Here is a 21,440-nt window from a genome sequence, read left to right as displayed (position 1 = left end):
TAAGAAGATTATGGAAGAGGTGTTTGAGAAAGAATGAACAGCAATCAAAACAATGACATCAAAACAAAACATCATTTTCCGTTATTGTTGGCACTGGCTTTAACGATGGGGGTATTTGCAGCCGGATCTGAAGAGCTTGTGATCTCACCGCTGCTGCCGGATTTAGCAAAAGCCTTCAACTCAGATGTCAGCGTCCTTGCGTTATCTATCAGTATTTACGGCGTTATGATTTTTATCGGTGCGCCGCTTTTGGTTCCATTAGGCGATAAATACTCCAGAGAACTGAGCTTATTGGCCGGGCTTATGATTTTTATCATAGGAACGGTGATATGCGCTTTAGCTCAAAATATTTTTTTCTTCTTTTTAGGCCGGGCGCTTTCGGGATTGGCTGCGGGAGCGTTTGTTCCGACCGCTTACGCAGTTGTCGGTGATCGTGTCCCTTATACATACCGGGGCAAGGTGATGGGACTGATCGTTTCAAGCTGGTCGCTGGCGCTGATTTTCGGAGTGCCGCTCGGATCATTTATCGGCGGCGTCCTGCATTGGAGATGGACGTTTTGGATTTTCGCCTTGATGGGCGTTTTAGTTGTCCTGCTGATTCTCCTTGAAATGCGCCGCCATGCCCAACATAAAAACAGCGGCAAGGAAGAAATAGAAGAGCCGGCAGGAACATTCCGGGATGCGCTGAAAGTCCCTCGTGTACCTGTTTATATCACGATAACCTTTTGTAATATGATTGGTTTTTACGGTATGTATTCCTTTCTAGGCACCTATCTTCAGGACGTTTTTACCGGAGGAAACACGGCTGCGGGCTTATTTATCATGATTTACGGAATCGGGTTTTCCATGAGTGTGATTACAGGAAAGATAGCCGACCGCATCGGAAAAATGCGCTCCCTTTTGATTGCGCTGGGGGTCATCAGTGTTCTGCTGGCGTGTTTACCATATGCGCCGGCGTCTATGTTTCTGTTAATCGCCAGCCTATTTATTTGGGGATTAATGCAAAGTTTGACGGTGACGCTGCTCAGCACCATTTTGAGTGACTGCTCAGAGCGTCATCGCGGAAAAGTCATGGTGTTTTACAGCCTCGCCTCGAATCTGGCCGTGACATTAGGTTCTGCTTTAATGGGACCCGTCTATGTGGCATACGGCTATGCAGCTGTCGGATTGATTTGCGCAGCCATCACAGTCCTCGGATTTGTGCTCAGTATATTCGCATATAAAAAGTACGGCAAACTTGAGCAGAAGGCCGATCAATCCTTATCTCAATAAACAAAGTTTCTAAATTCCTATAATTAAAAACCCTTTTTAAAGGGTTTTTTTGTTTGTATGGGAATAATTATCAATATTTTCAAAAAACATTGACAGTTCAATTTCCGCTGGATAAAATTTACTTAAAATTTTAAAAGATTGGTTGGTGCTCATGATTATATTGGATAATAGCATTCAGACAAAAAAAAGAACTGATTCACTATCCAAACTCATTACAGTCAACACGCTCGGCCCTGAGGGGACAAGCAGTGAGTACGCAGCAAAGCATTTCATTTCCAATTTTACTCTTCTACAAGGGCTGAACAGTAAATTGTCCTTGCATGATACTTTTGAATCATGCATCGAAAGGACGCTCCAAAGCCCGCTGGAATATACCATCGTCCCACATGCTTACGATGGCATTAAGCATTTCTACATGAGGCCGGATTTGCAGCTATTGCAGATCTTCAGGTGCGATACACCGATGTACGGCCTGGCTGTTCGTCCTGATTTTGAATTCAGGGACGATATGCTTGATACATCTGTTATTGTTTCACATCCTTCACCTATTAATTTAATAAAATATTTTACCCGCAAAGATGTTCGTTTCAAACTAGTCAATTCAACCAGTCAAGCCGCAAGAAAAGTAAAAGAAGGTTTGTATGACATTGCCTTAACCAATGAGCTTGCACGGCAAAAGTACGGGCTAACCTTTGTAAAAACATTCAAAAGCATTCCAATGAGCTGGTCATTATTTGGAAAAGGAGACGTTGATGATGAAAACTAAAGAAGATATGCAGGAGCTTTATTTCCCGACACCGAAATTAATTGAATGGGAAAACGGAGTGAGGCAGTATTCAACCGTACGAGGGGATACTGAAGTATTAATGTCTTACGTCCCGCCGCATACCAATGTTGAACCCCATCAGCATAAGGAGGTCCAAATCGGCATGGTCGTTTCTGGCGAGCTGATGATGACTGTCGGAGATGTGACAAGAAAAATGACAGCCTTGGAATCTGCCTATATCGCGCCGCCGCATGTGCCTCACGGGGCAAGAAACGACACAGACCAAGAAGTGATTGCTATTGATATCAAGCGGCTGAAAGCTGATGAAACATATACAAGTCCTGAGGACTACTTTTTGGATATTTTCAAAACAAGAGACCTGTTGCCGGGCATGGAAGTCACGTTCTTTGTTGAGGATTGGGTAGAAATTATGCTTGCCAAAATCCCTGGAAATGGCGGAGAAATGCCTTTCCATAAACATCGGAATGAACAAATCGGCATCTGCATCGGCGGCGGCTATGACATGACGGTCGAAGGCTGCACAGTCGAGATGAAATTCGGCACAGCCTATTTCTGTGAGCCTCGTGAAGATCACGGTGCCATCAACCGTTCGGAAAAAGAATCAAAATCGATTAATATCTTCTTCCCGCCGCGCTACAACAGAGCAAAAGCAAAAAAAATGAAGGCGGATGAATGATCATGAACCTCACCGATAAAACCGTCCTCATAACAGGAGGCGCATCAGGCATTGGTTATGCTGCGGTTCAGGCTTTTTTGGGCCAGCAGGCCAATGTGGTTGTGGCGGATATTGACGAAGCGCAGGGAGAAGCAATGGTACGAAAAGAAAATAATGACAGGCTGCACTTTGTGCAAACGGACATCACAGACGAAGATGCCTGCCAGCACGCAGTTGAATCGGCGGTTCATACATTTGGCGGGCTCGATGTCTTGATTAATAATGCAGGCATCGAAATCGTGGCGCCTATTCACGAGATGGAGCTCAGCGATTGGAACAAGGTGCTGCAAGTCAATTTGACCGGCACGTTTTTAATGAGCAAACATGCACTCAAGCATATGCTGGCCGCCGGCAAGGGCAACATCATTAATACGTGCTCTGTCGGCGGACTCGTGGCATGGCCTGATATTCCTGCCTATAACGCCAGCAAAGGCGGGGTTTTGCAGCTGACTAAATCAATGGCTGTTGATTATGCGAAGCATCAAATTCGCGTGAACTGCGTATGCCCAGGGATCATCGACACACCGCTGAATGAAAAATCATTCCTTGAAAATAATGAAGGCACACTTGAAGAGATCAAAAAAGAAAAGGCGAAGGTAAATCCGCTGCTGAGGCTTGGGAAACCTGAAGAAATCGCAAACGTGATGCTGTTTTTAGCCTCGGATTTATCAAGCTATATGACCGGAAGCGCCATCACCGCAGACGGAGGATACACCGCACAATAGAGAAGGAGTGTTTTACATATGGAGAGAAAAACAGTATTGGTCATCGCTGATCTTGGAGGCTGCCCGCCGCACATGTTTTATAAAAGCGCTGCTGAAAAATATAACCTGGTCAGCTTTATTCCAAGACCTTTTGCAATTACAGCCTCCCATGCAGCATTGATTGAAAAATACTCGGTCGCGGTCATAAAAGATAAAGACTATTTTAAGAGTTTAGCTGATTTTGAGCATCCTGATTCCATTTATTGGGCGCATGAGGATCATAACAAGCCTGAGGAAGAGGTCGTCGAGCAAATCGTCAAGGTTGCCGAAATGTTTGGGGCGGATGCCATCACAACAAACAATGAATTATTCATTGCTCCGATGGCGAAAGCCTGTGAACGTCTGGGCCTGAGAGGTGCCGGCGTGCAGGCAGCCGAAAATGCCAGAGATAAAAATAAAATGAGGGACGCTTTTAATAAGGCCGGAGTCAAATCGATCAAAAACAAACGAGTCACAACTCTTGAAGATTTCCGTGCTGCTCTTGAAGAGATCGGCACACCTCTTATCTTAAAGCCTACATACTTAGCGAGTTCAATCGGTGTAACGCTGATTACGGACACTGAGACGGCAGAAGATGAATTTAACAGAGTCAATGACTATCTGAAATCAATTAACGTGCCAAAGGCGGTTACGTTTGAAGCGCCGTTTATCGCTGAAGAATTTTTACAGGGTGAGTACGGAGACTGGTATCAAACAGAAGGGTACTCCGACTATATCAGTATAGAAGGCATCATGGCTGACGGTGAGTATTTCCCGATCGCCATTCATGATAAAACGCCGCAAATCGGGTTTACAGAGACATCCCACATTACGCCGTCCATTCTGGATGAAGAGGCAAAAAAGAAAATTGTCGAAGCTGCCAAAAAGGCAAATGAAGGGCTTGGCCTGCAAAATTGCGCAACACATACAGAGATCAAGCTAATGAAAAACAGAGAACCGGGTTTAATAGAATCAGCGGCCAGATTTGCCGGCTGGAATATGATTCCTAACATTAAAAAGGTTTTCGGCCTTGATATGGCGCAATTATTATTAGATGTCCTTTGTTTCGGAAAAGACGCCGATCTGCCGGACGGATTATTGGATCAAGAGCCTTATTATGTTGCCGACTGCCATTTGTACCCACAGCATTTCAAACAAAATGGCCAGATTCCAGAAACTGCTGAGGATTTGGTCATTGAAGCGATCGATATTCCGGACGGGCTTTTAAAAGGGGATACTGAAATCGTTTCTTTTTCGGCCGCAGCACCAGGCACTTCAGTTGATTTGACATTGTTTGAAGCTTTCAATTCCATTGCTGCATTTGAACTGAAAGGCAGTAATTCACAGGATGTGGCTGAATCAATCAGACAAATTCAGCAGCATGCGAAGCTGACGGCAAAGTATGTGCTGCCAGTATGAAACAGCTGAAACCCAACTCTAAATACTTGCTTTACGGGCAGGCGCTATCGTTCATGGGAGACTATTGTGTTCTCCCTGCCCTGCTCATTTTGTCTACATATTATCACGATTATTGGGTGACGTCCGGGGTCATCGTGGTCAGAAGCATTCCGATGGTGTTTCAGCCGTTTTTGGGGGTTCTGGTCGACCGGTTAGACAGAATTAAGATCATGCTGTGGACGGATATCATCAGAGGCATCATCTTTTTGGGGCTCACATTTCTTCCAAAAGGCGAGTATCCGCTGATTTTTCTGGCCCTGCTGTTTATTTCTTATGGAAGCGGCGTGTTTTTTAATCCCGCCCGTCTCGCTGTCATGTCGTCCTTGGAATCAGATATTAAAAGCATCAACACGTTATTTGCAAAAGCGACAACCATTTCCATTATCGTCGGGGCGGCTGCCGGAGGGCTCTTTCTGTTAGGCGGATCTGTAGAGCTGGCTGTTGCCTTTAACGGTGTGACATACCTGGTTTCGGCATTTTTTATCAGCCGTATCAAGCTGCAATTTGTGCCGATTCAATCTGAAAACATAAAAGAGGCCTTTCAGTCTTTTAAGGAAGGGCTCAAGGAAATCAAAACCAATGCATTCGTATTAAACGCCATGTTTACGATGATTACGATGGCTTTGCTGTGGGGAGTTGTGTACAGCTATTTTCCGATTGTCAGCCGCTTTCTGGGTGACGGGGAAATCGGCAACTTTATTCTCACGTTCTGCATCGGCTTCGGCGGCTTTATCGGAGCGGCGCTTGTCAGCAAATGGGGCTTTAACAACAATAGAGGCCTGACGTACTTTACCGTTTTATCCATTGTCTCGCTGGCGCTGTTTTTATTCACACCGATATTCGCTGTTTCTGTCATCGCGGCGATCCTCTTTTTCATCGCGATGGAATACGGGGAAGTGCTTGCAAAAGTGAAGGTTCAGGAAAATGCGGCAAACCAGATTCAAGGGCGCATTTTTTCAGTGGCCGAAGCGTCTATCGGATTATGCATTTCTATTGGTTCAATGTTCATTAACATCCTAAGCGCTCCGGTCATTATGGGGCTGATTGTCGTGATCGTATGCGGTTTGTTTTTGCATACGAAGCTCGTCAACAAATCGTTTTTGGAACGGGATAACAAAACGGAGCAAAAAGGAGTCTTTTAGATGGAAATAACACCGTCCGATGTCATCAAGACACTTCCAAGGCAGGAGTTTTCTCTCGTTTTTCAAAAGGTAAAGGAAATGGAAAAAACGGGAGCCCATATCATTAATCTCGGACAGGGGAACCCTGACCTTCCCACTCCGCCGCATATTGTCGAGGCTTTGCGGGAGGCGTCTCTGAATCCTTCGTTTCATGGATACGGCCCATTCAGAGGTTATCCTTTTTTGAAGGAAGCAATCGCTGCTTTCTATAAAAGAGAATACGGCGTGACAATCAATCCTGAAACGGAGGTCGCGCTTTTCGGAGGCGGGAAAGCCGGTTTGTATGTGCTGACACAATGCCTGCTCAATCCGGGAGACATCGCTTTAGTCCCGAATCCGGGCTACCCTGAATATTTATCAGGGATTACGATGGCGCGAGCTGAGCTTTACGAAATGCCGCTGTATGAAGAAAATGGCTATCTGCCGGATTTTGAAAAGATTGATCCAGCCGTGCTGGAAAAAGCGAAGCTTATGTTTTTAAACTACCCGAACAACCCCACTGGAGCTGTGGCTGATGCGGCTTTTTATGCAAGAGCTGCTGCTTTTGCGAAAGAGCATAACATCCATTTGATTCATGATTTTGCATACGGAGCGTTTGAATTCGATCAAAAACCGGCCAGTTTTCTTGAGGCAGAGGATGCCAAAATTGTCGGAGCAGAGCTTTATTCATTTTCAAAAACATTTAACATGGCCGGCTGGAGAATGGCGTTTGCGGTTGGGAACGAAAGGATCATTCAGGCCGTCAATGAATTTCAGGATCATGTATTTGTCGGCATGTTCGGCGGGCTGCAGCAGGCAGCGAGTGCGGCGCTTTCTGGAGATCCGGAGCATACGGAATCGTTGAAACGAATTTATAAGGAACGAATTGACTTTTTTACGGCGCTTTGTGAAAAGGAACTGGGCTGGAAGATGGAAAAGCCAAAAGGAACCTTTTACGTATGGGCTGAAATTCCGAATACGTTTGAGACATCTCACCAATTTTCCGATTACTTGCTGGAGCATGCCCATGTCGTAGTCACACCGGGCGAAATTTTTGGAAGCAACGGAAAAAGGCATGTCAGAATCTCAATGGTGTCGAAGCAGGAGGATCTGCGGGAATTTGTCACGCGGATTCAAAAGCTGAACCTGCCGTTCGGGTCATTACAAGAAACATCCCGCTAAAAAGCGGGATGTTTTTATATGCTTTTCATGCTGCCGCCATCAGCGGAAATTTGCTGTCCCGTGATGTAGGAGGCTTCCTCAGAGGCAAGAAACGCGGCGAGCGCTGCGGTTTCTTCGGCTGATCCGACCCGTTTCATCGGAATCCCGGAAGCAATCTGTTCCTCTGCTTTCTGTTTGGATATGCTGTTCTTTTTCATCACATTTTCCACAAATTGATGATAACGGTCTGTAGCGATAAAACCAGGATTCAGACAGTTGACAGTAATGTTGTGAGGAGCAAGCTGGATGGAAATATTTTTACTGGCGTTTATTAAAGCGGCATTCATCATACTGTTTGTGAACATGTTGGCGCCGGGTTCTTTCCACAGATTTCCGACAATGTTGATGATTCTGCCAAACTCGTTTTGTTTCATCAGTGAGGAAGCACGCTTGATAGCGTCAATATAGGCAACGGTCTTTTGAGTGAACGTGGCCGTCATATCGTCTATATTGCAGTTATCAAATGTATCAGGCGCGCCGCCCGGGATATTATTAATCAGAACATCAAGCCGTCCGCATTGAGATTCGATTTCCTGAAAAATGGCCGCTCTCGTATGCTGGTCAGACATATCGCCCGCAAGGACAATGACGCTCGCCTCAGGATGCTTGGCCAAAATGTCTTCTTTGACAGATTCAATATTATCCAAACTTCGCGAATTAATGACGAGGGAAAAGTGCTGGTCTGCTAATTTCAGAGCGATTGCTTTCCCAATCCCTTGACTGGCTCCCATAACAAATGCGGTTCGTTTTGACAAATAACTGCACCCCTTTGAAAAAATTGGATTATTATCTACATCGTAAGAAAAAACGAAGAAAATAGCAAATTTTATTTAAATTCTGATAAAGGAGGATTGAAAAACTCCCGCCGGATAGGGCGGGAGGGGATATTATACATATAGGAATTGAGGAAGTGTATCAAGCGAAAGGTGATTGCCGACAAAGAATGAACCAAATTCGCCATAGCGAGCGCTGACTTCGTCAAAACGCATTTCGTACACTAGCTTCTTGAATTGAAGGACATCATCGCTGAATAATGTAACGCCCCACTCGTAATCGTCAAAGCCGACAGAGCCGGTGATGATCTGTTTGACTTTGCCCGCATAGCTGCGGCCGATTAAACCGTGGCTTCTCATCAAGTTTCTGCGTTCCTCCATTGAAAGCATATACCAGTTGTCGTTGCCGGATCTTCTTTTATCCATTGGATAGAAGCATACATATTTTGATTCCGGCAGTTCAGGGTAAAGGCGCGCACGCACATGGGGATTTTCATAAGGATCGCCATCACCGCTTGCCAAGTAGTTGCTCAGCTCTACCACTGATACGTAGGAGTATGCCGGAATGGTGAACTCAGCAAGTCTTGATTTGTTGAATTCAAGCTCAATTTGATTTAATTCTTCCATTGTAGGACGAAGGATCATCAGCATAAAATCAGCTTTTTGGCCGACGATGCTGTAAAGAGTTTGCGATCCTTTTCCTTCTTTTTGGGCTACGCCCCATTTTTCAAGCAACCCAGTGAATTCATGTATGATAGATTGGCGCTCATCACTGGACAGAAGCTTCCAGGAAGCCCAATCCATTGTGCGGAAATCATGAAGCGCATACCAGCCGTCAAGCGTTTTTGCAGCTTCATTCGTCATTTGCTGTTCACTCATTTATCTTCACTCCCATTATCTTTTCATGATTGCCTTCACTATACCATAGTTTATCCGATTCTACTGTGGAGAAACCTTGAACATCCCTTCCGTATAACTCCATCAAAATAGAAGAAACTATAAGGGAAGATTGAGTCACTTAAATTAGTTAGAAAAATAAGATTTTTTTATGAAAGCGCTATAATGGAAGTTGGCTGTTTGAATTTGATTGGAAGAAGAGTATGCTAGTAAAAGAAAGCGTTTTTGTAACTTTTTGAGGAGGTTTTATTGTGGCAGATTTATTTTCAACAGTGCAAGAAAAAGTAGCTGGAAAAGACGTTAAAATTGTATTTCCTGAAGGCTTAGACGAGCGTATTTTAGAAGCGGTCAGCAAGCTTGCAGGAAACAAAGTGCTGAATCCGATTGTGATCGGCAATGAAAATGAGATCCAAGCAAAAGCAAAAGAATTGAACCTTACGCTGGACGGCGTTAAGATTTATGATCCTCATACATATGAAGGCATGGAAGACCTTGTACAAGCATTCGTAGAACGCCGCAAAGGCAAAGCGACAGAAGAACAGGCTCGCAAAGCGTTATTAGACGAGAACTACTTCGGTACAATGCTGGTGTACAAAGGCCTTGCAGACGGACTCGTAAGCGGAGCTGCTCACTCGACAGCTGACACTGTCCGCCCGGCTCTTCAAATCATCAAAACAAAAGAAGGCGTGAAAAAGACTTCAGGCGTGTTCATCATGGCTCGCGGAGAAGAGCAATACGTATTCGCAGATTGCGCGATCAACATTGCGCCTGACAGCCAAGATCTTGCCGAGATTGCGATCGAAAGTGCCAATACGGCAAAAATGTTCGACATTGAGCCTCGCGTGGCAATGCTCAGCTTCTCTACAAAAGGCTCAGCAAAATCTGATGAAACAGAAAAAGTAGCGGATGCAGTGAAAATCGCGAAAGAAAAAGCGCCTGAACTGACACTTGACGGCGAATTCCAATTTGATGCTGCATTTGTTCCATCTGTAGCTGAGAAAAAAGCGCCGGATTCCGAGATCAAAGGGGACGCTAACGTATTCGTATTCCCAAGCCTTGAAGCAGGAAACATCGGCTATAAAATCGCTCAGCGTTTGGGCAACTTTGAAGCGGTAGGACCAATCCTGCAAGGTTTAAATATGCCTGTAAACGACCTTTCAAGAGGATGTAACGCTGAAGATGTTTACAATCTCGCATTAATTACAGCGGCGCAAGCACTGTAATAAAAATGAAGACGATGGCAGCTCTCGACCGAGGGCTGCCTTTTTTGCGCTTCCGTATAGCCTTCTTTACCAAGACGGATGATATGAGTACAATAAAGAAAACTAATCATAACCATATATTTCATTAATGACAGGGGTGGGGTTTTTGTATTACGACGTGCTGAAAACGTTTATAGCGGTGGTAGAAGAAAAAAACTTCACAAAAGCGGCGGAAAAGCTGATGATCTCCCAGCCCAGCGTCAGTCTGCATATCAAAAATCTTGAGAAAGAATTTCAAACGGCTCTTCTGAACAGGTCGCCAAAACACTTTACGACAACGCCGACAGGAGACATTTTATATCAAAGAGCAAAGCAAATGGTGTTTCTCTACGAACAAGCCAAGGCTGAAATCTATGCGCATCATCACTATGTGAAGGGCGAATTGAAAATAGCTGCAAGCTTTACAATTGGTGAGTATATTCTTCCGCCGCTATTGGCCCAGCTGCAAAAGCTGTATCCAGAGCTGAACCTCGATGTCATGATTGGCAATACAGAGGAGGTCAGCGAGCGTGTGCGTATGCTTCAGGCTGATATCGGGCTGATTGAAGGACATACAAACGAGAATGAGCTGGAAATTGAACCGTTCATGGAGGATGAAATGTGCATTGCCGCTCCAAATCAGCATCCGCTCGCCGGGCGGAAAGAGATTTCGATCAGCGATTTGCAGAACGAAGCGTGGGTGACAAGAGAGAAAGGCTCCGGGACGAGAGAATATCTTGATCATGTACTCAGTTCAAATGGACTTCGGCCGAAATCAATGTTCACCATCAGCAGCAATCAAGGTGTAAAGGAAGCGGTGATCAACGGCATGGGACTTTCGGTTCTATCCAGAAGCGTACTGCATAAGGATTTGATCCACCGCGAAATCTCAATTCTGCATATTAAAGATTTCTCGTTAAAACGCAAGCTGTCTTACATTCATTCTCCTCTCATGGAGAATACAAAAAATAAAGAAATTTTTATTACGATGCTGAAAAGCAATTATCAATCACAGCTGCTGAAATGATATAATAGTTTTCGTTCAATAAGCCTAACATGAAAGGGTTTTACATAGATGGCAAACCAACCGATTGATTTACTGATGCAGCCGAAATGGAGAGTCATTGACCAATCCAGTCTCGGCCCTTTATTTGATGCGAAGCAATCCTTCGCAATGGATGATACGCTGTGCATGTCCGTCGGAAAAGGCGTGTCGCCGGCGACAGCGCGCTCATGGGTGCACCACGATACAATTGTCCTTGGAATACAGGATACACGCCTCCCGTTTTTGCAGGATGGTATCTCCTTGCTGGAGAGCGAAGGATACCGTGTGATCGTACGCAATTCCGGCGGTCTTGCCGTCGTATTGGATGACGGTGTTTTAAATATCTCTCTCATATTCGAGGACGAAAAGAAAGGCATCGATATAGACAAAGGATATGAAGCGATGGTCGAGCTGATGAGACGAATGCTGAGACCGTACAACGCAAAGATCGAAGCCTATGAAATTGAAGGGTCTTATTGTCCCGGCAGCTATGACCTCAGTATAAATGGCAAAAAGTTCGCCGGCATCTCTCAGAGACGCGTTCGCGGGGGAGTCGCTGTTCAAATTTATCTCTGTGCGGATAAAAGCGGCAGTGAAAGGGCCGACTTGATCAGACGATTCTATCAAGCGGCGCTGAAAGACAAACAAAACGATAAAAAAGGCGTCTATCCGGAAATACGTCCGGAAACGATGGCGTCCTTAAGTGAGCTTCTGCAAAAAGACATCTCCGTACAAGACTTAATGTTCGCTTTATTGACGGAATTAAAAGCGTTAAGCACCCATCTTTATTCAGCTGGACTGTCCATTGATGAGGAAATGGAATTTGAGAAAAACCTTATCCGGATGGCTGAGCGGAATGCAAAGGTATTTGGGTGAACGTTCTTCGCATGCCGGCTGTATATGCCGGCATGCATTTTTTATCACAAGCGGCATTTTACCCCAATAATCTTATTTTCTGATAAATCCTTCTTACATACAGATAACCACAGCAAAAAGAAAAACGATAAAATGACATCAGCATCCATATTAAAGGGGAGAGGCAGATGAAAGGGAATATTTACAGCCTTTTTGTATTGATTGCGGCTTTTTTCTGGGGGACCACGGGAACCGTTCAGGCATTGGCTCCAGAAAGCGCCACACCGCTGGCATTTGGGACGTTCAGGTTATTAATAGGAGGGAGCGCCATGCTGCTTGCGGTTTGGATCAGCCGAGAGCTTCACGTGAAAAATTGGTCATGGCCGCTCGTATTTTTAGCCGCTGTTTGTATGGCGTGTTACCAGCCGCTGTTTTTCACAGCGGTTAAAGAAACGGGAATTGCAGTGGGAACTGTGATTGCCATCGGCAGTGCGCCTATCATTGCCGGGACCCTCGAATGGGCTGTATTGAAGAAACGCCCGCGAAACTCCTGGTGGATTGCGACTGTGCTGGCTTTAGCGGGTTGCTGGCTTCTGTTTTCCGACAGTTCCAATGTTCGGATTGATGTGGCTGGTGTTCTTATGGCGCTTGGAGCGGGTGCTTCTTTTGCAGGCTATACGCTCATCAGTAAAGCGATGATGAAAACCCAGCCTCCGCGAGCGACCTCCGCCGTTGTATTTATGATCAGCGCCATCTTGCTGACGCCGCTATTATGGCAGTCAGATATCTCGTGGATATGGACCCCTAGAGGACTGGGAACAAGCCTTTACATCGGGTTAATTGCAACATGTGCCGCATACTTTTTGTTTGCGAAAGGGCTTACCGGGGTTCCGGCCTCGGCGGCGGTCACGCTGTCTTTAGCTGAACCGCTGACGGCTTCATTGCTTGGTGTGTTTTTCATAGGGGAAATGCTTTCGCCTTCCTCGTGGCTGGGCATTGCGCTTATGATGCTGGGGCTTTTGGTCATTTCTGCTGCGCCTCGGAAACAAAAAACGGCCGAGGCAGCTCACATGTCTTAATAGATTCACATAAGCTTGGCCTCATTTTACAAGAATAGCTGATCCGGCTGCAAAATGAGGAAATTCTCTTTTCTCAATAGAAAAGAGGATTTTGTACATGGCGAAAATCCCAAAACAGCTGCCCGTTTTGGGATTTTTCTATGTCATTCCGCTAATTTTTCTAAATTGCCGTTCCGGTCCATTTTGAAGGACGGAGAGGCATGTTCATCTTCTTCAAATAAAACTAGCTTTCTGGCTCTGTTCATAATTTTCACCAAGGTTTCATAATCTTCTTGGATTGTTTTTTGGTCTTTTTCAAGCTTTTGAACTTCTGCCTCTAGCTGCTCTGTTTTGTTTTGCAATTCCTGATTTTCTTTCTTTAAACGCTCGTTTTCCATTTTTAATGCTGATGATTGCTCGTGATTGCCTTCGTAATTCTGCAGGAAGCGGATCACATCATTCATCGTCATCTCAGGCGCAGCTGCAGGCGTTTGAGGAGACAATAAGTGTGATAGACTAGCTAACTCTTCCTTAAAGCTTTCATCAACAAAAGGCATATGTTCGCCAGACATTAAAGGTTGCTCATTTTCGACAGATGGTGTTTCCGTTTTAACCGGCTCTTCTGCAGCGGTTTCTTGAATGATTTCAGGATCAACGGCAGGAGGCTGATATAATAATCTTTTTTTCGCGGGCTGCCCGTTTCCGAGCGCTCTCATCCGCTGTTTTCGTTGTTTCTTCGCAAGCTGAAGCGCTTTTTCATATTGATGGCGGACCACTGCGTTCCATCTGAATCCGCAGGCTGCGGATGTCCGGTTTAATTTATCGCCGACTTCTTCAAAGGCGTTCAGCTGAGTGCTGCCCTCCCTCACATGCCGAAGCACTGTTTCGGCTAAAAGCAGATCGTTTTCCTCTGACCAAGCGTCTTGTCGCTGTTTTGTCATTTATCTCAACTCCCATTTTTCTTTTCATGGTATTAGAATGTCCAGGTTGGAAAATATTTATACAAATTGGCTGAAAGAATAGGAGATACGAAGGATGGAGCGGCTTGCAGGAACAGTCGAATCCTTGTAAAATGAAGAGTGATGTGATTTTTTTTGAAACGTGATTTTAGGTTATTCACATAGATGAACATAGAAATGAAGGGAAGCGTACGTCATGGCTAATGAATTTCGAGTGTGTGATGATTGCCAAGCCACTAATATCAAAACATTGCTGCCGCGTTTGAAAGAAGTGGACCCGGACGCAAAGGTTGAGGTAGGATGCCAATCTTATTGCGGGCCCGGACGGAAAAAATCATTTGCTTTTGTGAACAATCGCCCGCTGTCAGCTCCGACAGAGGATGAGCTGATTGACAAAGTAAAAAAGAAAATAAAAAAGTAAAAACATATTTTTTCTTAGCCTCGGCCCTCAGGTCAGGCTTTTTTGCTTCACAAGATGTGTTTTTCATGAAGATGGAACAAATCGCCGGGCAAATTCAAGGATGTTTTCAAAGAATAGAGTCGATATAATAGAAACACGGCTAAAAAAAAGAGGGAATGACGATGGCGTATCCAAATGGAAAATTATCAGAAGAAAAAGTGTTTAAAGATCCGGTGCACCGCTATGTTCATGTTCGGGACAAGCTGATATGGGATTTAATCGGAACCCGTGAATTTCAGCGTCTCCGCAGAATTAAGCAGCTCGGCACGACCTATTTGACGTTCCATGGGGCTGAGCACAGCCGGTTCAACCATTCTCTCGGTGTCTATGAAATTGTCAGAAGAATGGTTGATGACGTCTTTAAAGGCCGCCCTGAATGGGATGACAGTGAGCGTGAACTCTGTTTGGCCGCGGCGCTGCTTCATGACCTCGGGCACGGGCCGTTCTCGCATTCATTTGAAAAGGTCTTTCACCTTGACCACGAGGATTTTACAAGAGGTATCATTTTGGGAGACACGGAGGTTAATCAGGTGCTCAGAAAGGTGAGCCCGGGTTTCCCTCAGGATGTTGCTGAAGTCATTGCCAAAACATATAAAAACAAGCAAGTGGTCAGCCTGATTTCGAGTCAGATTGACGCAGACCGCATGGATTACCTCCAGCGCGACGCATATTATACGGGCGTCAGCTACGGCCATTTTGATATGGAGCGGATTCTTCGGGTGATGCGGCCGCGCGAGGATCAGATCGTCATTAAAGAAAGCGGAATGCACGCTGTCGAAGACTATATCATGAGCCGTTACCAAATGTACTGGCAGGTCTACTTCCATCCTGTGACCAGAAGTGCAGAGGTCATTTTAACGAAGATTCTTCACAGGGCGAAGCAGCTGCACGATGAAGGCTATGTCTTCACTCACGCTCCGGTTCATTTCTATTCTATTTTTGAAGGGAAATTGACACTGGAGGATTATGTAAAGCTGGATGAATCTATTATTTTGTATTATTTCCAGGCCTGGGAGGATGAAGAAGACGCGATTTTATCCGACTTGTGCCGCAGATTCATTAACCGCCAGCTTTTCCAATACGTTGAATTCAATCCGAATGAAGAAATGTCGGCTTATTTTGAGCTGACTTCATTGTTCAAAGAGGCGGGAATCGATCCGAGCTATTATTTGGTCGTTGATTCTTCATCAGATCTGCCATACGATTTTTACCGACCAGGAGAGGAAGAGGAGCGTCTGCCGATCCATCTCTTGACGCAAAACGGCCAAATTAAAGAGCTGTCCAGGCAGTCGGCTATTGTGGAATCCATCTCAGGTAAACGGCGGACGGACCACAAGCTGTACTATCCAAAGGACTTGATTTGTGACGGCTCTGAACATCCGGAAGCGAAAATGAAAATCCGGCAGCTGCTGGGACTGACATAGAAATTGGAAAGAAGGAAAAAGGAGATGTCGGGAATTTGTTGAAAGAACATGCAAAACTGATGAAGGTGTTCTCGGATTCTGGAGAAATCATCGGGCGAAAGAAGCTGCAGAAAATGATTTATATCGCCAAGAAAATGCAGTTTCCTTTCTATGAGAAATATGATTTTCACTTTTATGGACCGTATTCGGAGGAACTGACGCTCCAGATTGAAGAGCTGTGCAACCTTGGATTTCTGCATGAGGTGAAGGAAAAAAAGGGCGGCTACTTTCAATACCGGTATTCGCTGACTGAGACAGGCTCCGCATTTTTAGACCATGCTGATCTGGACATGCCGGATATGAAAGGCTATATCGATAGTGTAAACAGCCGTTCATCACGGTTTTTAGAGCTGGTTTCCACGATCCTTTACTTTGACGGGCTTGAGGATGAGGAAAAGAAAGAAAAAGTCTTTACCATCAAAAGCAAGCAAAAATATACAAATGAAGAATATGACGAAGCGCTTCAATACATAGAGGAACTGAAGCAGATTTGTTAACCATACCAAGCAAAAGAAATGAATCGTTTCTTTTGCTTTTTTTATTGACAAAAGCTGCTAAGAGATTCATTATGGATAATAGTTATCCATAATGAATCAGGAGTGAATAGGATGAAAATGAAATCAGGAATGGAGCAGGCGGTTTCTGTGCTGCTTTTACTGTCACGGCTGCCTGTACAGGCTTCTTTGACGTCAGAGGCAATAAGCCAGCGATTGCGCGTGTCTCCGTCTTATTTGAAGAAGCTGATGAGAACATTGGTTCAAGCAGGTTTGGCAGAATCCTTGCCAGGGACGAAGGGCGGTTTTACCCTGACGAAGCCTTTGGCTGACATTACGCTTTATGATGTTTATCAAGCGGTCGAAGGCAGAGGTTCGATGTATCAGGGGAAAGGCCTGCTGCAATCTGTATTTGAGGGTGAAAGTCACTGTGTGCTGGAGACAGTCATGGGGGAAATCGAGGATAAATGGTCCAATCTTATGAGAGAAGAATCCTTGCAGCATGTCATGGACAGAGTCGGGGAATTGTATGATCTTGAAAAAATAGATGATTGGGTAATCAAGCAAGTGAAAGGGCAATTGTAATGAAAAATAGCGGGTCTATACAAGAATCAACATCATCAACAGGCATATCCGTGCTGATCGTGCTCGCACTTGGTTTCCTCATGGCAACTCTTGATGTGACCGTTGTGAATGTGGCGATGGCTGATATGAAAAACACTCTTTCAATGTCACTTTCAGGTGTAACGTGGGTTGTGGACGGGTACATTCTTACTTTTGCGTCGCTTCTGCTGGCGGGCGGAGCCTTGGCTGACCGTTTCGGCTCGAAGACGATCTATATCTTGGGTCTAGCCGTTTTTGTTCTGGCCTCCTGTCTATGCGCTGCATCTATAAATGGGCAGATACTGATTGCCGGACGTCTCATACAGGGAATTGGGGCAGCATTGTTTATGCCAAGCTCACTCAGCCTTTTGGCTGCCTCTTACCCTGATGAGCGGGCGCGGGCGAGAATGTTTGGACTGTGGGCCGCGCTTGTTTCCGCCGCTTCAGGCCTTGGGCCCTTTATCGGGGGAGTGCTGGTACAGTTGGCGGGCTGGCAGAGTATTTTTCTGATCAATGTGCCAATAGGGGCTGCTGCGCTCATTTCAGCTTACCGAATCCTAAGCCGCGTCCCGGGAAAAAACGGCCGCGTGAACATCACCGGGCATCTGCTTGGCATGATGGCTCTCGGGTTTCTTTCCTATGCTTTGATACAGGGGCCTTCAGCGGGCTGGCGCTCGCCAGTGATTCTTGCAGCATTTACTGCAGCGATTTTGGCATTTGTGCTGTTTTTGCTGCGGGAAATTTCTGCAAAAGCACCCATCCTGCCGGCGTCCTTATACAAAAACGGCCGCTTCTCAGCTGCCCAATTTATCGGGTTTTTGCTGAATTTCGCCCTTTTTGGCGGCATGTTTATGCTCAGCCTTTTTTTGCAGGAAGCAGGAGGGGCAAGTTCCTTTATGGCTGGAGTGGAGCTGCTGCCGATGATGGCGGTCTTCGTGATCGGCAATCTGCTGTTTGCCCGTCTGGCGAATCGGTTTGAAGCCGGTCAGCTTATGTTTGTATCAATGGCGGTCAGCTGTATCATTGCATTGCTGTTGTTTGTGCTGATTTCTCCGGATTTTCCTTATTGGCAGCTGGCGGTGTTGATGTCTGTTATGAACCTCTGTACCGGTATTACAGTTCCTGCCATGACAACTGTGATCATGCAGGCTGCCGGGCAAAGACATGCGAATATCGCCGGTGCGGCGTTAAATGCAAACCGGCAAATCGGAGCCTTGGTCGGCGTAGCGATAACCGGGGTGATCATTCATCTGTCCGCCACTTGGTATGCCGGTGCCGGGTTTACATTTTTGATGATGGGGGCGGCATACAGCCTCGCTGCATTGCTTGTATGGCTGTTTCTGGCTGCCCATAACGGAACTGCTGCGTCAGAAAAAAATGTAAATCACTGATTGCGCTTTGTGGGAATATATAGTAAGATATAAAAAATTATTGAAACAACAGGCACTGATAAGGACACGAGATGCTTTTTACGGTTTCCAGAGAGGGAAGGACAGCTGAGATCTTCCTAACGCAGGGAAAGCAGCTTACCGCCTTTGAGCCGTATCGGGGAAAACAAGTATCTGATACCGTCATGCTGCGTTACAGCATCTTTAAGCCGATCACCATGTGTAATTGATCGGGAATTTGGGTGGAACCACGGATGATCAACACATTCGTCCCTTTTAGAGGGAGGGGTGTTTTTTTTATGAACTACATAAATGCGTTGAAAAGGACACGAATGATAGTTACGGTTTTCAGAGAGGGAAGGAAAGGTGAGAGCTTCCCAGCTTAGGAATATCATTTACCGCCTTGGAGCAGCATTGGGGAACTGAAGTAACCAATGCCGTCTATGCTGCGTTACAGCACCGAGCCGACAACATAGTATTTGTCGGGAACTTGGGTGGAACCACGGGTTAATCACACACTCGTCCCTATCTGTGGGACGGGTGTGTTTTTTTATGAATTGAATACATGCGATGAAAAGGACATGAATGATAGTTACGGTTTTCAGAGAGGGAAGGAAAGGTGAGAGCTTCCCAGCTTAGGAATATCATTTACCGCCTTGGAGCAGCATTGGGGAACTGAAGTAACCAATGCCGTCTATGCTGCGTTACAGCACCGAGCCGACAACATAGTATTTGTCGGGAACTTGGGTGGAACCACGGGTTAATCACACACTCGTCCCTATCTGCGGGACGGGTGTGTTTTTTTATATACAACAATGAATAAGGAGTGTTCTAAAATGAGCAAACATGTACACATTCAGCTTCCGGACGGACAGATCCAGGAATATCCGAAAGGCATCACAATCAAAGAAGCGGCTGGTTCTATCAGTTCCAGTCTGCAAAAGAAGGCGGCCGCAGGTCAGGTCAACGGCAAGCTTGTTGATCTCAGTTTCAAGCTGGAGGAGGATGCTGAGCTTTCGATTGTCACACTCGATTCACAAGAAGGCTTGCAGGTGCTTCGCCACACAACAGCGCACGTGCTGGCCCAAGCAGTAAAACGGCTGTACGGCGAAGTGTCATTGGGGGTAGGGCCTGTGATTTTAGACGGCTTCTACTATGACATGAAGCTGGGGAAAAGCTTGGCATCAGGAGACTTAGAGGCCATCGAAAAAGAAATGAAAAACATAATAAATGAGAACCTTGAAATCAAACGTATAGAGGTTTCTTACGAAGAAGCTGAAGAGCTGTTTGCACAAAAAGACGAGCGGCTCAAGCTTGAGATTTTAAAGGATATTCCGCGCGGGGAGGATATCACACTGTACCAGCAAGGGGAATTCGTTGACCTGTGCCGAGGGCCGCATCTTCCTTCTACAGGGATGATCAAGGCGTTCAAACTGACAAGAGTATCAGGCGCTTATTGGCGCGGAGACAGCAAAAATGAAGTCCTGCAGCGGGTGTACGGGGTTGCGTTTCAAAAGAAAAAAGATTTGGATGCGCACCTGCATATGCTGGAAGAAGCGGCAAAACGAGACCATCGCAAGCTCGGCAAACAGTTAGGGCTGTTTATGTTTTCTGAAGAAGCGCCGGGGATGCCGTTTTATTTGCCGAAAGGGCAGATTGTCCGCAATGAGCTGGAGCGCTTCTCGCGTGAGCTGCAAACAAATGCCGGCTACGATGAGGTGCGTACGCCGTTTATGATGAATCAGCGGTTATGGGAGCAGTCAGGCCATTGGGACCATTATCGCGACAATATGTACTTTTCAGAAGTGGATGATACAAGATTCGCAATGAAGCCGATGAATTGCCCCGGCCACATGCTCATCTTTAAAAACAGCCTGTATTCTTATCGGGATCTGCCGATTCGCATGGCGGAATTCGGACAGGTGCACCGCCATGAATACAGCGGCGCTTTAAACGGAATGCTTCGCGTTCGGACGTTCTGTCAGGATGACGCCCATATTTTCGTTCGGGAGGATCAGATTGAGAGTGAGATCAAAGAAGCGATTCGGCTGATTGATGAGGTATATCGGACATTTGGTTTCGAGTATTCTGTTGAGCTTTCGACTCGCCCGGAGGATTCATTAGGCGATGACAGCCTTTGGGAAGCGTCGGAACGTGCCTTAGCACGCGTCCTTGAGGAGCTTGGCCTCTCTTATGAGATCAATGAAGGCGATGGGGCGTTTTACGGGCCGAAAATTGATTTCCATATAAAAGATGCCCTGAAACGGAGCCACCAATGCGCGACAATTCAGCTTGATTTTCAAATGCCGGAAAAATTTGATTTAACATATATCAACGAACTCAATGAGAAGGTTCGTCCCGTTGTCATCCACAGAGCGGTTTTCGGCTCAATCGACCGTTTCTTCGGCATTTTGATCGAGCATTACGGCGGGGCTTTTCCAGTCTGGCTCGCACCGATCCAGGTTCAAATCATACCGGTTTCGCACGTTCACTTAGACTATTGCAGAAAAGTGCAGGCGGAGCTGAAGCAGGCGGGGATAAGAGCCGGCATTGATGAGCGCAATGAGAAGCTGGGCTATAAAATCAGAGAATCGCAGGTGCAAAAAATTCCGTACGTGCTGGTGCTTGGAGATCATGAGGAGCAGGAGAATGCGGTAAACGTCCGCCGATTCGGACATCAGCAGAATGAACACGTTTCTTTTCAGACATTCAAAGATAAGCTTGTGAAACAGGTGGAAAATCGAGGCATGTAGGATAAAAGCTGTGAATTCACATTTTGCTTTTTTGACTTTCCCTATTCGGAATCAGTAAAATAATAAGTAAATCATATCGTTCGTATGTTATGAAT

Annotated in this window: 20 protein-coding genes and 3 other annotated features; of the genes, 17 read left to right on the top strand and 3 right to left on the bottom strand. The window is 45.8% G+C overall.

Annotated elements, in window-relative coordinates; all coding sequences use genetic code 11:
- Window positions 1–33: 33 nt before the first annotated feature.
- The 7 genes from bslm_RS18570 to bacF all read left to right on the top strand — a co-directional run bounded on the left by bslm_RS18570 (window position 34) and on the right by bacF (window position 7,317).
- Window positions 34–1,272 carry an MFS transporter gene (locus bslm_RS18570; RefSeq protein WP_046381406.1) on the top strand — a complete coding sequence of 413 codons (1,239 nt, stop codon included), beginning with the start codon at window positions 34–36 and terminating at the stop codon, window positions 1,270–1,272.
- Between the two features lie 151 nt (window positions 1,273–1,423).
- On the top strand, window positions 1,424–2,038 hold the full coding sequence (gene bacA / locus bslm_RS18565) for a prephenate decarboxylase (protein WP_009968341.1): 615 nt from the start codon (window positions 1,424–1,426) through the stop codon (window positions 2,036–2,038).
- Complete coding sequence (gene bacB, locus bslm_RS18560) at window positions 2,028–2,735, top strand: 3-((4R)-4-hydroxycyclohexa-1,5-dien-1-yl)-2-oxopropanoate isomerase (RefSeq protein WP_003244300.1); 708 nt, start codon at window positions 2,028–2,030, stop codon at window positions 2,733–2,735. The genes bacA and bacB overlap by 11 nt, the downstream gene beginning before the upstream one ends.
- Window positions 2,736–2,737: 2 nt before the next feature.
- Window positions 2,738–3,499 (top strand): dihydroanticapsin 7-dehydrogenase, encoded by a 762-nt coding sequence (gene bacC, locus bslm_RS18555; protein WP_046381517.1) that lies wholly within the window; start codon window positions 2,738–2,740, stop codon window positions 3,497–3,499.
- A gap of 18 nt (window positions 3,500–3,517) precedes the next feature.
- Window positions 3,518–4,936, top strand: coding sequence for an alanine--anticapsin ligase (gene bacD / locus bslm_RS18550; RefSeq protein WP_003242921.1), 1,419 nt, complete (start codon window positions 3,518–3,520; stop codon window positions 4,934–4,936).
- Window positions 4,933–6,117: a bacilysin exporter BacE gene (gene bacE / locus bslm_RS18545; protein ID WP_014481236.1), complete on the top strand. Its 1,185-nt coding sequence runs from the start codon at window positions 4,933–4,935 to the stop codon at window positions 6,115–6,117. Before bacD ends, bacE begins: the two co-directional genes overlap by 4 nt.
- Window positions 6,118–7,317, top strand: a complete 1,200-nt coding sequence (bacF, locus tag bslm_RS18540) for a transaminase BacF (RefSeq protein WP_014481235.1) — start codon at window positions 6,118–6,120, stop codon at window positions 7,315–7,317.
- 14 nt (window positions 7,318–7,331) lie between these two features.
- On the opposite strand, the gene bacG is transcribed toward bacF, so the two are convergent.
- Both bacG and hemQ read right to left on the bottom strand, forming a co-directional pair.
- Entirely contained in the window at window positions 7,332–8,111 is a 780-nt protein-coding gene (bacG, locus tag bslm_RS18535) for an NADPH-dependent reductase BacG (protein ID WP_042975433.1), read from the bottom strand.
- A 132-nt stretch (window positions 8,112–8,243) separates the two neighbouring features.
- The gene (gene hemQ, locus bslm_RS18530; RefSeq protein WP_003242896.1) at window positions 8,244–9,008 is read right to left on the bottom strand and encodes a hydrogen peroxide-dependent heme synthase; all 765 of its coding nucleotides are present in this window, start codon (window positions 9,006–9,008) and stop codon (window positions 8,244–8,246) included.
- A 269-nt stretch (window positions 9,009–9,277) separates the two neighbouring features.
- Here hemQ and pta point away from each other — a divergent pair, with 269 nt between their 5' ends.
- The 4 genes from pta to bslm_RS18510 all read left to right on the top strand — a co-directional run bounded on the left by pta (window position 9,278) and on the right by bslm_RS18510 (window position 13,246).
- A complete protein-coding gene (gene pta, locus bslm_RS18525; protein ID WP_003235941.1) occupies window positions 9,278–10,249 on the top strand; it encodes a phosphate acetyltransferase in 972 nt (323 codons plus the stop codon).
- A 145-nt stretch (window positions 10,250–10,394) separates the two neighbouring features.
- Window positions 10,395–11,294 (top strand): cysJI operon transcriptional regulator CysL, encoded by a 900-nt coding sequence (cysL, locus tag bslm_RS18520; protein WP_014481233.1) that lies wholly within the window; start codon window positions 10,395–10,397, stop codon window positions 11,292–11,294.
- A gap of 48 nt (window positions 11,295–11,342) precedes the next feature.
- Entirely contained in the window at window positions 11,343–12,188 is an 846-nt protein-coding gene (gene ywfL, locus bslm_RS18515; RefSeq protein WP_024571618.1) for an octanoyl-[GcvH]:protein N-octanoyltransferase, read from the top strand.
- A gap of 167 nt (window positions 12,189–12,355) precedes the next feature.
- Complete coding sequence (locus bslm_RS18510) at window positions 12,356–13,246, top strand: carboxylate/amino acid/amine transporter (RefSeq protein ID WP_042975435.1); 891 nt, start codon at window positions 12,356–12,358, stop codon at window positions 13,244–13,246.
- A 143-nt stretch (window positions 13,247–13,389) separates the two neighbouring features.
- Here bslm_RS18510 and rsfA read toward each other — a convergent pair whose 3' ends face one another.
- A complete protein-coding gene (gene rsfA, locus bslm_RS18505; RefSeq protein ID WP_003243464.1) occupies window positions 13,390–14,166 on the bottom strand; it encodes a prespore-specific transcription regulator RsfA in 777 nt (258 codons plus the stop codon).
- A gap of 214 nt (window positions 14,167–14,380) precedes the next feature.
- On the opposite strand from rsfA, the gene bslm_RS18500 reads away from it, so the two are divergent.
- The 6 genes from bslm_RS18500 to thrS all read left to right on the top strand — a co-directional run bounded on the left by bslm_RS18500 (window position 14,381) and on the right by thrS (window position 21,345).
- Window positions 14,381–14,605 carry a YuzB family protein gene (locus bslm_RS18500; protein ID WP_003222050.1) on the top strand — a complete coding sequence of 75 codons (225 nt, stop codon included), beginning with the start codon at window positions 14,381–14,383 and terminating at the stop codon, window positions 14,603–14,605.
- Window positions 14,606–14,766: 161 nt separating this feature from the next.
- Entirely contained in the window at window positions 14,767–16,068 is a 1,302-nt protein-coding gene (locus tag bslm_RS18495) for an HD domain-containing protein (RefSeq protein ID WP_024571616.1), read from the top strand.
- Between the two features lie 35 nt (window positions 16,069–16,103).
- Window positions 16,104–16,604, top strand: a complete 501-nt coding sequence (locus bslm_RS18490; RefSeq protein ID WP_003227524.1) for a YwgA family protein — start codon at window positions 16,104–16,106, stop codon at window positions 16,602–16,604.
- A gap of 111 nt (window positions 16,605–16,715) precedes the next feature.
- Window positions 16,716–17,186 (top strand): Rrf2 family transcriptional regulator, encoded by a 471-nt coding sequence (locus bslm_RS18485; RefSeq protein WP_017696247.1) that lies wholly within the window; start codon window positions 16,716–16,718, stop codon window positions 17,184–17,186.
- Window positions 17,186–18,595 (top strand): MFS transporter, encoded by a 1,410-nt coding sequence (locus bslm_RS18480; RefSeq protein ID WP_046381405.1) that lies wholly within the window; start codon window positions 17,186–17,188, stop codon window positions 18,593–18,595. The genes bslm_RS18485 and bslm_RS18480 overlap by 1 nt, the downstream gene beginning before the upstream one ends.
- A gap of 46 nt (window positions 18,596–18,641) precedes the next feature.
- Window positions 18,642–18,870 (top strand) — a binding site (T-box leader).
- A 30-nt stretch (window positions 18,871–18,900) separates the two neighbouring features.
- Window positions 18,901–19,122 (top strand) — a binding site (T-box leader).
- A gap of 31 nt (window positions 19,123–19,153) precedes the next feature.
- Window positions 19,154–19,375, top strand: a binding site (T-box leader).
- Window positions 19,376–19,428: 53 nt separating this feature from the next.
- On the top strand, window positions 19,429–21,345 hold the full coding sequence (thrS, locus tag bslm_RS18475) for a threonine--tRNA ligase (RefSeq protein WP_046381404.1): 1,917 nt from the start codon (window positions 19,429–19,431) through the stop codon (window positions 21,343–21,345).
- Window positions 21,346–21,440: the final 95 nt, after the last annotated feature.

The sequence above is a fragment of the Bacillus sp. LM 4-2 genome, from assembly GCF_000978495.1.
Classification (GTDB): domain Bacteria; phylum Bacillota; class Bacilli; order Bacillales; family Bacillaceae; genus Bacillus; species Bacillus subtilis.
The sequence above is the reverse complement of the archived record's forward strand: the minus strand, read 5'-3'. Positions and strand labels throughout refer to the sequence as shown.